14 protein-coding genes and 1 pseudogene are annotated in these 14,290 nt (G+C 58.8%); 10 read left to right on the top strand and 5 right to left on the bottom strand.

Annotated elements, in window-relative coordinates; all coding sequences use genetic code 11:
- Positions 1-95: 95 nt before the first annotated feature.
- From ACN9MW_RS13825 to cysS, 3 genes are all read right to left on the bottom strand, one after another.
- On the bottom strand, positions 96-1,070 hold the full coding sequence (locus ACN9MW_RS13825; protein ID WP_426171507.1) for an acetyl-CoA carboxylase carboxyltransferase subunit alpha: 975 nt from the start codon (positions 1,068-1,070) through the stop codon (positions 96-98).
- A gap of 66 nt (positions 1,071-1,136) precedes the next feature.
- Positions 1,137-1,784, bottom strand: coding sequence for a DNA-3-methyladenine glycosylase family protein (locus tag ACN9MW_RS13820; protein ID WP_426171506.1), 648 nt, complete (start codon positions 1,782-1,784; stop codon positions 1,137-1,139).
- Positions 1,784-3,181, bottom strand: a complete 1,398-nt coding sequence (cysS, locus tag ACN9MW_RS13815) for a cysteine--tRNA ligase (protein ID WP_426171504.1) — start codon at positions 3,179-3,181, stop codon at positions 1,784-1,786. The genes ACN9MW_RS13820 and cysS overlap by 1 nt, the downstream gene beginning before the upstream one ends.
- Positions 3,182-3,365: 184 nt before the next feature.
- On the opposite strand from cysS, the gene ACN9MW_RS13810 reads away from it, so the two are divergent.
- The 4 genes from ACN9MW_RS13810 to ACN9MW_RS13795 are packed head-to-tail and all read left to right on the top strand — an operon-like array spanning position 3,366 to position 5,912.
- Positions 3,366-4,049: a peptidylprolyl isomerase gene (locus ACN9MW_RS13810; protein WP_426171503.1), complete on the top strand. Its 684-nt coding sequence runs from the start codon at positions 3,366-3,368 to the stop codon at positions 4,047-4,049.
- Between the two features lie 31 nt (positions 4,050-4,080).
- On the top strand, positions 4,081-4,572 hold the full coding sequence (locus ACN9MW_RS13805) for a peptidylprolyl isomerase (protein ID WP_426171501.1): 492 nt from the start codon (positions 4,081-4,083) through the stop codon (positions 4,570-4,572).
- A gap of 1 nt (position 4,573) precedes the next feature.
- Entirely contained in the window at positions 4,574-5,311 is a 738-nt protein-coding gene (locus ACN9MW_RS13800; RefSeq protein ID WP_426171499.1) for a UDP-2,3-diacylglucosamine diphosphatase, read from the top strand.
- A 4-nt stretch (positions 5,312-5,315) separates the two neighbouring features.
- Entirely contained in the window at positions 5,316-5,912 is a 597-nt protein-coding gene (locus ACN9MW_RS13795; protein WP_426171497.1) for a DJ-1/PfpI family protein, read from the top strand.
- A 264-nt stretch (positions 5,913-6,176) separates the two neighbouring features.
- Here the strand turns inward: ACN9MW_RS13795 and ACN9MW_RS13790 are convergent, their stop codons facing one another.
- A complete protein-coding gene (locus ACN9MW_RS13790; RefSeq protein WP_426171495.1) occupies positions 6,177-6,527 on the bottom strand; it encodes a hypothetical protein in 351 nt (116 codons plus the stop codon).
- A 130-nt stretch (positions 6,528-6,657) separates the two neighbouring features.
- Between ACN9MW_RS13790 and ACN9MW_RS13785 the strand changes: the two genes are divergently transcribed.
- Positions 6,658-7,902, top strand: coding sequence for an IS256 family transposase (locus ACN9MW_RS13785; RefSeq protein ID WP_426172194.1), 1,245 nt, complete (start codon positions 6,658-6,660; stop codon positions 7,900-7,902).
- A 170-nt stretch (positions 7,903-8,072) separates the two neighbouring features.
- Here ACN9MW_RS13785 and ACN9MW_RS13780 read toward each other — a convergent pair whose 3' ends face one another.
- Complete coding sequence (locus ACN9MW_RS13780; protein ID WP_426171493.1) at positions 8,073-9,539, bottom strand: DUF6892 domain-containing protein; 1,467 nt, start codon at positions 9,537-9,539, stop codon at positions 8,073-8,075.
- Positions 9,540-9,750: 211 nt separating this feature from the next.
- Here ACN9MW_RS13780 and ACN9MW_RS13775 point away from each other — a divergent pair, with 211 nt between their 5' ends.
- From ACN9MW_RS13775 to nirK, 5 genes and pseudogenes are all read left to right on the top strand, one after another.
- Entirely contained in the window at positions 9,751-10,131 is a 381-nt protein-coding gene (locus tag ACN9MW_RS13775) for a BlaI/MecI/CopY family transcriptional regulator (protein WP_426171491.1), read from the top strand.
- 20 nt (positions 10,132-10,151) lie between these two features.
- Positions 10,152-10,964: pseudogene (locus tag ACN9MW_RS13770) on the top strand (M56 family metallopeptidase); the annotation flags it as partial.
- A gap of 87 nt (positions 10,965-11,051) precedes the next feature.
- Entirely contained in the window at positions 11,052-11,900 is an 849-nt protein-coding gene (blaOXA, locus tag ACN9MW_RS13765) for a class D beta-lactamase (protein WP_426172193.1), read from the top strand.
- Positions 11,901-11,911: 11 nt separating this feature from the next.
- Positions 11,912-12,646 carry a class D beta-lactamase gene (gene blaOXA / locus ACN9MW_RS13760; protein ID WP_426171489.1) on the top strand — a complete coding sequence of 245 codons (735 nt, stop codon included), beginning with the start codon at positions 11,912-11,914 and terminating at the stop codon, positions 12,644-12,646.
- A 177-nt stretch (positions 12,647-12,823) separates the two neighbouring features.
- Positions 12,824-14,224: a copper-containing nitrite reductase gene (gene nirK, locus ACN9MW_RS13755; RefSeq protein ID WP_426171487.1), complete on the top strand. Its 1,401-nt coding sequence runs from the start codon at positions 12,824-12,826 to the stop codon at positions 14,222-14,224.
- Positions 14,225-14,290 lie beyond the last annotated feature (66 nt).

Here is a 14,290-nt window from a genome sequence, read left to right as displayed (position 1 = left end):
TAAACCGGTGCCTGACCCGCAGGGTCAGGCACCTAAGACGCGGCGGCCGCGTGTCCGGTCTCTGACCCTGCGGGTCAGACACCGCTTTACAGGTTTTATTCGGAAGCAGTAGTTTCCTTGAACTTGCCGTAGCTCATCAGCTTTTCGTGACGAGCAGCCAGCAGGTCCTTGGTCTTCACGCCCTGGAACTGGCGCAGCGAATCCGCCAGCGCGCGCTTCAGCAGCTTGGCCATTTCCTTCGGATCGCGGTGAGCGCCACCCAATGGCTCGTTGATGATCTTGTCGACCAGGCCCATGGCCTTCAGGCGGTGCGCGGTCAAGCCCAGCGCTTCAGCCGCATCGGATGCGCGCTCGGAAGTCTTCCACAGGATCGAAGCGCAACCCTCAGGCGAAATCACCGAGTAAGTCGCGTACTGCAGCATCAGCACAGAATCGCCAACGGCAATCGCCAGCGCGCCGCCGGAACCGCCTTCGCCGATGATGGTGGCGATCAGCGGCACTTTCAGTTCCGCCATCACATACAGGTTATGGCCGATCGCTTCCGACTGGCCGCGTTCTTCCGCGTCAATACCAGGGAATGCGCCAGGGGTGTCAACGAAGGTGAAAATAGGCAGGTTGAACTTCTCGGCCAGCTTCATCAGGCGCATGGCCTTGCGGTAGCCTTCCGGCTTCGGCATGCCGAAGTTGCGCATGGCGCGCTCTTTGGTATCGCGGCCCTTCTGGTGGCCGATCACCATGCATGGCTGGCCGTTGAAACGGGCGAAGCCGCCCACGATGGACTGGTCGTCCGCATACGTGCGGTCGCCGTGCAGTTCGTGGAAGTCGGTGAAGATTTCGTTCACATAGTCCATGGTGTATGGACGTTGTGGGTGGCGGGCAATCTGGGAAACTTGCCAAGGAGTCAACTTGGCGTAAATGTCTTTGGTCAGCTGTTGGCTCTTCTTGGCCAGGCGGTCGATTTCTTCGGAAATGTCGACGGCCGAATCGTCTTGTACGAAACGCAGCTCTTCAATCTTGGAATCCAGTTCCGCGATCGGTTGCTCAAAATTGAGGAAAGTCGTTTTAATCATTGTACCTCCAAGGTTTTTTGCTTCTCCGACAACACTGCTTTTGGCGGTTGCCGGTGAGAATTTGCGCTATTTTACCGGAACCGGATCAAGGCTACGCCATAAATACCAGGTAGCGACCGTCCGGAAGGGTTCCCAGTTGGCCGAAACCTCGCGCGCATCGCTACGCGACACGGGCTCCCCGGAAAAATAATTCTGGCTGATCCCACTGATCAGCCGGCTGTCATCAAGCGGCAGCACGTTGGGTCGGAGCAAATTAAATATCAAAAACATCTCCGCTGTCCAGCGCGTAATGCCGCGAATTTGAACCAGCTCAGCGATCACTGCTTCGTCATCCATCTGCGCCCATTGGGCGGCATGGACCTTCTTGTTCTTGAAATGGTCGGCCAGGTCCAGGATGTACTCGGCCTTGCGCTTTGAGAGGCCGCAGCCTGCCAGCGCAGCGGCGCCTGCCTTTTGCACCGCCGCCGGGGTGAATTTGGGACAGATTTCCAGCAGCTTGGCCCACGCCGCATTGGCGACCTGGGTCGTGACCTGCTGGTTGACGATGGCGCGCGCCAGGGTGATGAACGGGTCGTCATGGCCGACCAGGTGCAAATCGCCGAATTGCGGAATCAGGCGGTTCATGATGCGATCGCGCTTCATGAGCTCTGCCTTGGCTTCCTCCCAATACGGCGGCACCGGGGCCTGATCCCCGTTATCCCTGGATAGAACCATTACGCGCGGCGCCAGTTCGTGGTACCGTCAGGCTTGTCTTCGAGGACGATGCCGGCCGCCAGCAGGTCTGCACGCACCTTGTCGGCAGTGGCGAAGTCGCGCGACTTCTTGGCTGCGGCACGGGTCGCAATGGCGGCTTCGATGGCCGCTTCGCCCATGCCCTCGCCTTCCGCTCCTTTCGGTGCGGCCTTGCGGTATTCCTCAGGGCTGCGTTCCAGCAGGCCCAGTACGGCGGCTAGGCCTTTGAGCTGGCGCACCGCAACTGGCGACTTGGTCTTATTCACTTCCGAAGCCAGGTCGAACAGCACCGACACCGCGATCGGGGTGTTGAAGTCGTCATCCATTGCCTCGGCAAAGCGCTTGGCATTGTCTTCGCTCCAGTCCAGCGGCTGGCCGTCACCTTCCACGCCATCCAGCGCCGTGTACAGGCGGGTGAGCGCGCCGCGCGCGTCTTCCAGGTGCACGTCCGAATAGTTCAGCGGGCTGCGGTAGTGGGCGCGCAGGATGAAGAAACGCACCACTTCCGCATCGAACTGCTTCAGTACTTCGCGGATGGTGAAGAAATTGCCCAGCGATTTGGACATCTTCTCGCCGTCCACGCGCACGAAACCGTTATGAACCCAGTAGTTGGCCAGCGTCTTGCCGGAAGCGCCTTCCGACTGCGCAATTTCGTTTTCGTGGTGCGGGAACTGCAGGTCAGCGCCGCCGCCGTGGATATCGAAGGTCTCGCCCAGCAGGGAGCACGACATGGCCGAGCACTCGATGTGCCAGCCCGGACGGCCCTTGCCCCACTTGGAATCCCACTTCACCTCTTCCGGCTCGGATTCCTTGGCGGCCTTCCACAGCACGAAATCCAGCGGATCGCGCTTGCCGGTGTTGACGTCCACGCGCTCACCCGCGCGCAGGTCGTCCAGCGACTTGCCCGACAGCTTGCCGTAGCCTTCGAACTGGCGCACAGCGTAGTTAACGTCGCCATCGGCAGCCTTGTAGGCCAGGTCCTTGGCTTCCAGCTTCTCGATAATGCCCAGCATCTGCGGCACGTATTCGGTCGCCTTCGGCACGTCGGTCGGATTCAGGATGCCCAGGGCTTCGCAATCTTCATCCATGTACTTGATGAAGCGGCCAGTCAGTTGGCCAATCGTCTCGCTATTCTCGACCGCACGCTTGATGATCTTGTCATCGATGTCGGTGATATTGCGCGCATAGCGCACGTCATAGCCCGATGCCTTCAACCAGCGGTAAATGACGTCGAACGCCATCAGCATGCGGCCGTGGCCCACGTGGCAGTAGTCGTAAACGGTCATGCCACAGACATACATCCGGACCTTGCCCGCCTCAATGGGTTTGAACGACTGCTTTTCGCGTGCCAGCGTGTTGAAGATCTTTAAATTGCTCATCGGACTAGAAGTAAACGGGTCACTGGTGCGAAGCGCCTGGGGCGTCGCACCGGTGCTCGGTGTGTACCAGGGGGATGTTTGGTCCCTTTGTTATAGTTCTACTTTGTTAGAATGGAACGTCTGGCGAAGTATAGCACTGAAAAATTCGCGCACGCGAGTCGCAATTCTTATAAAGGAAACAAGAATGCAGAAGAAATGGATTGCCCTGCTGGCCGGCCTGCTGATTGGCAGCGCCGCGGCAGCTGCCGACAACCCTCAAGTATCGATCAAGACCAACGTTGGCGAAATCATCGTTGAACTGGACCAGGAAAAGGCCCCGATTACGACCGCCAACTTCCTCGCCTACGTCAAGAGCGGCTTTTACAAGGACACGATTTTCCACCGCGTGATCAACGGCTTCATGATCCAGGGTGGCGGCTATACGGCCGACCTGAAATCCAAACAACCGCTACGCCCCGACATCAAGAGTGAAGAAAAGAACGGCCTGTCCAACCTGGCCTACACCATCTCGATGGCGCGCCACGACTCGCCGAACTCCGCCAATGCGCAATGGTTCATCAACGTAGTGGACAACATCGGCCTGGATTACCCGAACATGAAAGGCCACGGCTATGCCGTCTTCGGTAAAGTCATCCAGGGCAAAGAGACCGTCGACAAGATCAAGGGCGTGCTGGTGGACGACAAGCCAGGCTTCCAGAACATCCCGGTCAACCCGATCGTGATCAAATCGGCCACGGTCCTCAAAAACCGCATCGTACCGCCAGCCCCACCGGCACCGCCGCCGCCAGTTGCCGAGCCCGCACCAGCCCAGGAACCTGCACCGGTTCAGGAGCCCACTCCTGCTCCGCAGCCAGAGCCTGTAAAATAACTCTTTTTCAGTAACACAAAAGGACAACAAGATGACCACCATCACCATCACCACCAACAAAGGCACCATCGTTGCCGAGCTGGACGCAGAGAAGGCACCGAAGACCGTTGAGAACTTCCTGCACTACGTGAACGCTGGCCACTACAACAACACCATCTTCCACCGCGTAATCGATGGCTTCATGATCCAGGGCGGCGGTTTCGAGCCAGGCATGAAGCAAAAGCCAACCGACCAGACCGTGGAAAACGAAGCCAAGAACGGCCTGAAGAACGAGCCATACACCCTGGCCATGGCACGCACCTCGGCACCGCACTCCGCCTCCGCACAGTTCTTCATCAACGTGAAGAACAACGGCTTCCTGGACTACCCAGGCCAGGACGGCTGGGGCTACGCCGTATTCGGCAAAGTCACCCAGGGCACCGAAGTCGTTGACGCGATCAAGGGCGTGAAAACCACCCGTTCCGGCATGTTCTCCGACGTTCCAGCGGAAGACATCATCATCGAAAAGATCGAAGCGGCTTAATTTGATTCTCTTCGTATCAGACCTGCATTTGCAGCCGGCACGGCCGGTGCTGACGGAAGCATTCCTGCGCTTCCTCGACGAACATGCGCTGGGTGCAAAGCAGCTCTACCTGCTGGGCGATATTTTTGAATATTGGGCAGGCGACGACGACCTGCCCGATCCTTTCCACCAGCAGATCGTGTCCGCCCTGCGCCGCGTAAGCGACGCGGGCGTGCAGCTATTCTGGATCGCGGGCAACCGCGACTTCCTGGTCGGCGAAGCCTTCGCCGCCGCAGCGGGCCTGACCCTGCTGCCCGAAACCTGGGTCATCGACGCCTACGGCCAGCGCATCGTGCTGGTACATGGCGACGCCCAGTGCACGCAAGATGTGAAATACATGGCCTTCCGCGCGCAAGTGCGCCAGCCGGAATGGCAGCGGCAGTTCCTGTCCATGCCTTTGGCCCAGCGCAAGCAGATCATTGCCGGCCTGCGCGAGCAGAGCAAGCAAGGCCACGCCGAGAAATCCTACGAAATCATGGATGTGACGCCCGAAGCGATTGCCGACGTGTTCGCCCAAACCGGCACCGCGATCATGATCCACGGCCACACCCACCGCCCCGCCCTGCACGAAGTCGCCGGCACCCGGCGCTACGTGCTGCCGGACTGGGAGCCAGAATCCACGCCCCCGCGCGGCGGCTGGATCTCCATCGCCACCGACGGCATCATCGTCCGCCACGCTCTCGACGGCACCATACTCTGACGCCATGCACGTCGCCATCCTCACCTTCGACGGCTTCAACGAAATCGACTCGCTGGTGGCGCTTGGCATCCTGAACCGGCACAAGAAACCGGGCTGGAAAGTATCGCTGGCAACGCCAAGCGAACAGGTGACCTCAATGAATGGCGTCACGCTGCACGGCCAGTGCAGCCTGGCCGACGCATGCCAGGCTGACGCGGTACTGGTTGGCAGCGGCATCCGTACCCGCGACATCGCCGCCGATCCCGCGATGATGGCGCTGCTCCAACTCGATCCAAGCCGCCAATTAATTGGCGCGCAATGCTCCGGCGCCCTGCTGCTGGCCCGCCTTGGCCTGCTGACCGGCCTCCCCGCCTGCACCGACTCGACAACCGCCCCGTGGCTGTCCGAAGCAGGTGTGCAGGTACTGCCACAAGCCTTCCACGCCAGCGGCAACATCGCCACGGCCGGCGGCTGCCTCGCCTCCCAATATCTCGCAGCCTGGGTTTTGGCACGCCTTGACGGCCCAGAGTCAGCCCGCGCAGCCCTGCACTATGTCGCCCCCATCGGCGAAAAAGACAGCTACGCCGACCGCGCCCTAAGCCACATCACCCCCTACCTATAAATTCGAAAGTCGGGGTCAGGTCTGGCAATCCGCCAAAAAGCGCACAGCCAAGCTGCACCTATCCGCATCAAGGTAGAAGTCAATGCCGCCATGTACCGCCCGCTCAGGACAGCGAGACGTGGCAGCCAACATGGTCGAGCCCTTCCGCACGCAATCCATAATTGCCATCGATAGGCCATTCGAGGGGAGACATCACCTTCCCCCAGTTATACACATTCCCTCCGCTATCGCGGTAGACCCAATACACCAATTTGTCTGCTCTGCTCATGATTCCCAGGATGCCTTGTCCGCCCGGATCGCCGTTGCTGGTGAGGGTTGCCGTTGGTATGCCGCATATCTCCTGCACGTATAGGTCAACGCTTCCGGCGTCAACGCGCATTGGAAATCATTGCTCTCTCCGATTAATCGCTCGCTGCGCACGGCCAAATCGGCCATTTGGATATATCCCTCAACGCCAAGATGCATTAGAGGCGAATTGAGTTCCTTGTTCAATGCCTCGAGTCCCGGGATAAAGTCCGCCCGGAACGCGCGCACGTACTTCAGGAACGTCAGTACCTCGACCAGCAGCCCTAACTGGATGGTGCGCGGAGTTTTCGTGTCGATCCGGTTCTGCAACCGTACGTCCGAGGTGTACAGGTGTAACAGGGGCCGGCAAGGTGCATCGCCGCTCCCGAGCCTGTCAGAAATTTAGTGTGAGACCGGGGTCATGAAATAATACCGAAAGGGATTGTCCATGACCGACGTAATGACCACGAAGAAACCAAAAACCAAGAAGCAGTACCCGTTTCCCGTTGAACTGATTGACCAGTTGCTGGCCCAGGTGGAGAACAAGGATGCCGAGTCGATTCTCGGCGAATCGGGCCTTGCCGGCCAGCTGAAGAAGATGCTCGCCGAGCGCATGCTGACGGCCGAACTGACCCACCATCTCGCCACCGAAGGCGACGCCAAAAATCACCGCAATGGTAAGAGCCGCAAGACCGTGCTGGCACCGGGCGGCGAGCTGGAACTGGAGATCCCGCGCGACCGCCTTTCCAGCTTTGAACCCAAGCTGGTAGCCAAGCATCAGCGCCGTATGCCGGGCTTTGATGACCATGTGATCGGCATGTATGCCCGTGGCATGACGGTACGCGAAATCCAGGCCCATTTGCTGGAGTTGTACGGCACCGAGGTGTCGCCAGACCTGATCTCCACGATCACCAGCGAAGTGATGGAGGAAGTGACGCAATGGCAGCAGCGCCCGCTGGAAGCGATGTACCCAATTGTCTATTTCGATGCGCTGCGCCTGAAGATCCGCGACGAGGGTACCGTCAAGAACAAGGCAGTGTACCTGGCGCTGGGCATTCGCGCCGATGGTCGCAAAGAAGTCCTGGGCCTGTGGATTGAGCAAACTGAAGGCGCCAAGTTCTGGCTGAAGGTCTTTAACGAACTGCGCAACCGTGGCCTGGAGGATATCCTGATCGCCGTCGTTGATGGCCTGCGCGGCTTCCCCGAAGCGATTGAAGCGGTGTTCCCGCAAGCACATATCCAGACCTGCATCGAGCACCTGATCCGCAACACGATGACGCTGGCGTCGTGGAAGGATCGTAAGGAGCTCGCAGCAGCGCTTAAGCCAATCTACCAGGCTGCCAACGCTGATGCAGCCGCAGCGGCGCTAGATGCCTTTGCACAGGGCCCTTGGGGCCAGCGTTTCCCCACCGTGGTCGCCATGTGGCGGCGCCAGTGGGAGCAAGTGATTCCGTTCTTCGCATACCCGCCGGAAGTACGCTCGATCATCTACACAACGAACGCCATTGAGAGCCTACACATGCGTTTGCGGAAGATCGTCAAGAACCGCGGACACTTCCCGAGCGACGAGGCAGCGACGAAATTACTGTACCTGGCCTTGCGCAATATTGAAAAAGATTGGAAGATGCCGCAGCGGACTTGGAAGATGGCCGCCAACCAGTTTGCCATCCTGTTTGGGGAACGTTTTACCAACGCGATCAATTAACTAAACCGCGACCCCGGCACACAAAATTCCTGACAGGTCCCCGCTCCCCAGCTATCCCGCTACCATGTTCGACACATCCGAATATAGGCAGTGTGGGTCCGTTGATTTTCGAATTGCATCCAAAGAAAACATAGACACCAAGGACGTATGGCAGAGCTCCATTATTCCCATTAACTCACTTCGATCGATTTCTTGTTCAACTCTGCATCATGTCGCGCGACAAACACGGTAGGCATGGACGACATGCGCTTCAAGTTCGGAACAAGCTTGACGTCCTCTGGAGATATCACGTCAAACGTGTCGCACTCCCCATCCCAGTATGGGAAGACTTGACGATAGATCTCATTGCCGCCATCGAAGTCAAGCTTCTCTACTTGCGCCAAAAGCGATGGAGGAATCGGTAACTCCTTAAAGTGGGCAAGCACTTCGGGAATGACTTCGTAGCCTTCCTTCTTAACCTGGATCTCACGATCCGTGTACCGGCGGACGAATTCCTCGACCTCAAACTTCGGCAGGAGCTTACCCTGCACGTACATCAGCTCCTGGATGACGAGCAGCTTGAAGTTCAGGTCACTAAATAACTGACTTGCTGCATTGGCCGGAGCCTTACCCGATTCAGGCAATCCAATTAACTGATACAAGGACCTCAATTCGTCGATGTACTCTCCAGAGTGCCCGCTATCCACGATCATCTTGGCCAGCCGCTTTGCTTTCTTCGATTTGGTCAACAGGAGGCGCCTGTCCTCATCGGAATCCAAACGATAGAAGAAGGCATGGTCGGCAAATATGTCGAACTGGCTGGCATTCCACTGTCTCGAACTTACTTCAAGCTGTGCCGCAATCTTGTCCAGGTCATCATAGATGAAACTGCCGCCGTCGTTATCCAGCAGGGCCAGCATGATGTCGAAGAACATGCCCTCGTGCTTCTCATGCACGCCAGCGAATAGATAGTGGTTAATCAACTGGCTCAGGATCGTTGCACGCTCGGCGCAATGCTCCAGTAGGGAAAGCGTAATGTTGTTGCCGATATCAGGATTCGCCCGAACGAGTGGCAAGATCAATTCGGCCGCTTCCGCCCGCAGTTCTTCGCTTTGCCCAAGGCCGCCATGGTAGAAGTAAATCTCGAGCAGCATTTCAATCGCGTCGGCACCGGTGCCGGTGCCTGGCTTTACTGGCGAGGTGAAGAGTTTTTCTGTCGAATATGCAGCGATCTTCCTGATCAAAGCCAGGATCCTGGGCGAGTGCTGCCATAGCGCGATATGCAAACAGTTATTCGTCCCTGGAAAGCGGAGATGGTTCTTGTGGAATGAAAAGACCAGTTGGTACCCGACTTGCGCATCACCTGCCTTCGTCCAATCGATGCCCTCCAGTCTTCCGATGATGTCGTCGTACAGACGATTAGCGGCAACCGGGGAAGTCTCGCCAAACGCCAACCATGCCCGATTGACGGCTTTGACCAAATGACCGTATTTGCCTTCGGTCGGCGAAATCTCCTTTACCAGCTTGATGGTTTCGGCAACCACCGACCAACCCTCTTCAGGAGAGTAGCTTTTCAATTCCTGCACGAAATCGTCCAACACCCGGATCATTTGTTTGCTGCGGGTCTGCAGCGCGTACATCAGGTCTTTGTTAATCATGTTTACTTACTTCGCCATCGACTGAATATCGTTGCACAGCTCGCGTAGAACAAGAGCAGCAAACTTGCGCGTGCAATCGATGGTAGCACTGAAGGGCTATCTGTTGCCAATTTTCAATGGTTTTTTTGCAATGCAGTTACTTTGCCAGATGCTTGACATGTTTGCGACATATGTCACATACTAACATCAATCGTCACAGACTCGTTTTGTCATGCTTATCCCTTCTACCCCCGAATTATGCGTACTCAAAGCACTCTGGCGTCAAACGCCTTTGAGTGCGCGCGAAATCCACGAGGCTGTGGAAGAAGATCTGGGCTGGTCGTTCTCATCCACGCGTAAGACGGTGGAACGGATGATGGAGAAACAGATGGTTGCGCAGCACGTCCGCCACGGCGTGCAGGTCTACGAAGCCTTGCTCGACAAGGTGGAAACCCTGGCCGCTTATGCCCATGATTTCGGCACCCGCATCATGGAACTGGAGTCACCGCTGCCAGTCACCATGTTCTCGGGCAGTAAGCTCGTTGATGCCAGCGAACTGGCACAGCTTGAGCAGATGCTGTCCGACTGGCCCGATGAGGATGAAGCAAAGTGAGCGACTTCGACCTACTGTTGATGCGCTTCCTGCTCGCGAGCCTGGGCTGCCTTGCGGCAGGCTTCAGCGTGTGGGCGCTGAGCGCCCTGCTTCGGCGCTTCCTGCCGGCGCTGGCGGCGCAGCGGTCCTTGTGGCTGCTCGGTCAACTCACCGTGCTGGCGACCTTCGCCCTGCTATTGCTGCCGCATAGTGAGCGCGTGCGCTTGATTCCACCGCTCGAAATAGCAACGGAAACCGTGACGCATTACATCACGCCACCCAAAGCGCCACGGCCAACCGGTGCGGCAGCGGCGCCGGAACAGAATGAAGGCGGCACGACTCACGCGCGCGGCTGGCTTTTGCATGGCGCGCAGTTCTGGCTGGCCATTTACTTGATTGGTCTGGCGTGGGCGGTCATCAATCTACGCCGTGCGCAGCGCTGGCTGGAACGCCTTGCCGACAGCGGCACCAGGCGCGCCGCCGGGGAAGCGCCAGGACATGCCGACATCATTGAGATCGACGCTCCGATTTCGCCAATGCTGCTTGGGCTGTTGCGCCCTCGCTTGCTGCTGCCGCGCCATCTGGGCGGCTTTGACCAGCTACAGCGCGAGCTGATCGTCGAACACGAGATGACCCATTTGCGCCGCCATGACCTGCAGTGGATGGCCGCCGGTGTCTTGCTGCAGACGCTGTTGTGGTTCAACCCCTTCATGCGGTTTCTGCGCGCAAACCTCACCTGGGCCCAGGAGCTGGGCTGCGACCGTGACGTGTTGCGCGGTCGCCCAGCGTCACAGCGCAAGGCGTATGCCGCCGCCCTGGTAGCCCAGCTCAAACTGCAGCACGTGCCCACACAAGGCGCCCTGGCATTCGGCAGTATCGATGCCAACACGCTGACCGAGCGCGTATCGCTGATCCGCACGCCAGGCAACGCGCGCCGTGCCATGTGGGCCCGAGCTGCGACCGTCACGCTACTGCTTGCCATCGGGGCCGGGAATTTCGCTTTGCAGCCGGCGCTGGCCTGGAGCGTCTCGCCTTCCGCGCAGTCGATGGCAGCCCTCGATTGCACCAGCTTTGTCGATGCCGCCACCGGAAAGGCCCTGCTGCGCAAGGGCGATTGTTCGACGCGCATCACGCCTGTTTCGACCTTCAATATCGCCGTCAGCCTGATGGGCTATGACAGCGGCTTCCTGCGCGACCAGCACGCGCCGACGCTGCCTTACCTCGCCAGCTACCATGCCGGCCGGCCCGAATGGCGGCGCGATCTCGATCCGCAAGAATGGATTCGCGTCTCGGCTTCCTGGTATGCACAGCAAGTCACGACACATCTCGGCCGAGAACGTTTCAACCGCTACGTAAAGGCCTTCGGCTATGGTAACGGCGATACCAGCGGCGATGCGGGCAAGGACAACGGCCTGACCTGGTCATGGATCGGCTCCTCGCTGCAGATTTCGGCCGACGAGCAGACCACTTTCCTGCGTCGTCTGGTGCGGCGCGAGCTGGGCCTCTCGCCGCTCGCCTATGAGCAGACAGCCGGCCTGTTGAAGGTGAAGGATCTGCCGGGCGGCTGGCAAGTCTTTGGCAAGACCGGCACTGGCGCCCCCCTCGGCCCGGACGGCAAGGACGATTACTCGCGCTCCTACGGCTGGTTCGTAGGCTGGGCCACTAATGGCGAACGCACCATCGTGTTCGCCCGCCTGCTGCAAGACGAGAAACTCGAGGAAGGCGCTGCAGGACCGCGGCTCAAGGAAACCTTCCTGAACCAGCTGCCTGCACAACTCAAAGCACTCTAAGGACCAACAAAATGAAACGCAAAATCTTTGCCCTGCTTGCAGGGCTGGGCCTCCCTTTGCTCGCGTTTTCTGCAGAACACTGCCTGGCGATGGCCGATGCGGCCACCGGCAAGTGGCTGGTGCACGAGGGCGTGTGCGATAAGCGCTTGCCGCCGATGTCGACCTTCAAGCTGCCGATCGCCCTCATGGGCTACGACGCTGGCGTGCTGTGGGATGAGCATTCGCCCGTACTGCCCTTCAAGGAAGGCTACGTGGACTGGCGCCCCGCGTGGCGGCAAGCACATGATCCCAGCTCGTGGATGAAGGAATCCGTCGTCTGGTACTCCCAGCAGCTTACGCTGCAACTGGGCGAAGAGCGCTTCGCCAGCTACGTCAAGCAATTTGGCTACGGCAATGCAGATGTCAGAGGCGATCCGGGCATGAACAACGGTCTGTCCGAATCGTGGCTAGGCTCTTCGTTGCGCATCTCCCCGGACGAACAAATCGGCTTCCTGCGCCGCGTGCTGAATCGTGAACTCGGCGTCAAGCCGCAAGCCTATGCCATGTCCGCCGCTCTGGTACGGCGCCCTGAGCCTGCCGGGGGCTGGCAGGTCTTCGGCAAGACCGGCAGTGGCAAAGACGTTGGCTGGTACGTCGGCTGGATTGAACGCGATGGCAAGCGCATCGTCTTTGCGCAAGCCGGCAGCGCCAGCGGCATGGACGAACGCGATAACTTTTTGGCACGCTTGCCGCGGTTGGTCCCCTAGCGCGTTGCGCCGGGTCTTCTCCTCGCTTGACCTAGATCAAAAATATCTGACTTGCATTGAGAATACGCAGTTCTTTCCAAATTTTTGACCTGCGTCAATTCAATAACATGCATGTAAAAGATAAGATTTAGTTGTCAAACGGCGCAATCCCGTGCCGGACAAACCTGTGAGAAGAAAATGAAACCGACCTTGATGTCCAAAGCCATTGCAGCACTGGTGATCGGCGCCGCTACACTGGCGCCAGCTTATGCACAACATGGCCAGCACGGCGGCAGCACAGCCGTCCAATATCGTCCTGACGTGACCTTTACCCTGCATACCGATATCGCAGACGGTAAGCTGGTCTTCATCAGCGACGCCGGCGAGTCCAAGGGCAAGGTTAACCCGACCTTGCGCGTGCCGGAAGGTGCTGTGGTGCAGATCAACCTGGTCAACGGCGATGGCGCAACCCACGACATTTCGGTGCCCGATTTCAAAGTCAAATCGAACCAGCTGAAAGACAAAGGCGCATCGACCGCCGTCGTGTTCAAGGCTGACAAGAAGGGCGAATTCACGTACATCTGCTCCCTGCCCGGCCACGTGGCGGCAGGCATGATCGGCAAGATTATCGTGGGCGAAGGCGAACTCAAAGCCGCGCCAAAAGGCGCCGATGTTTCGCGCAGCCCATTGGAAGTAGGCACGCCGGTCGGCAAACGCGGCCCGCAAACCGTCAACGTGAAGCTGGATACCACCGAGGTGCTCGGCCAGATGATGGACGGCACCACCTACAAATACTGGACCTTCAACAGCAAGGTTCCAGGCCCGTTCATCCGCGTTCGCGTGGGCGATACCGTGAACGTGGACATGTCCAACGCCAAGGACAGCCACATGATCCACTCGGTTGACTTCCACGCCGTGACCGGCCCTGGCGGCGGTGCGGCCGTAACCCAGGCGGCTCCCGGCAGCGCCAAGAGCTTTACCTTCAAGGCCATCAATCCAGGCCTGTACGTGTACCATTGCGCTACCCCGATGGTTGCCCAGCACATCTCCAACGGCATGTACGGCATGATCCTGGTCGAACCTGAAGGCGGCCTGCCGAAAGTGGACCGCGAGTTCTACGTGATGCAGGGCGAGCTGTACACCGCGCAGAAGCACGGCACCCCAGGCGAAGCCGAGTTCTCGCTGGACAAACTGCTGGCCGAACAGCCGGAACACCTGATGTTCAACGGCACCCATGACGCGCTGACCAAGACCCACCGCATGGAAGCCAAGGTTGGCGAAACCGTCCGTATCTTCTTCGGCGTCGGCGGTCCTAACGCAACCTCCAGCTTCCACGTGATCGGCGAAGTGTTCGACCGCGTCTACAGCATGGGCGACCTGACCTCGCCTCCGCTGCAGAACGTGCAGACCACCACCGTGGCGCCAGGCGGTGCAACGATGGTCGAGTTCAAGACCGAGGTGCCGGGACGCTTCATCCTGGTCGACCACGCGCTGTCGCGGATGGAGAAAGGCCTGGTCGGCTTCCTCTACGTGACCGGCAAGGAGAATCCGGAAATCTTCCGGACCACCAGCAAGCCTGACGGTGATTCGGGCCACTGATCCACAGGATTAACACCGACATTACCTTAACCAGGACAGGACCCGCCCAGCGGGTCCTTTTGCCAT

Origin of the sequence: Pseudoduganella sp. R-34, assembly GCF_049904655.1 — a bacterium.
GTDB lineage: Bacteria > Pseudomonadota > Gammaproteobacteria > Burkholderiales > Burkholderiaceae_D > Rugamonas.
The sequence above is the reverse complement of the archived record's forward strand: the minus strand, read 5'-3'. Positions and strand labels throughout refer to the sequence as shown.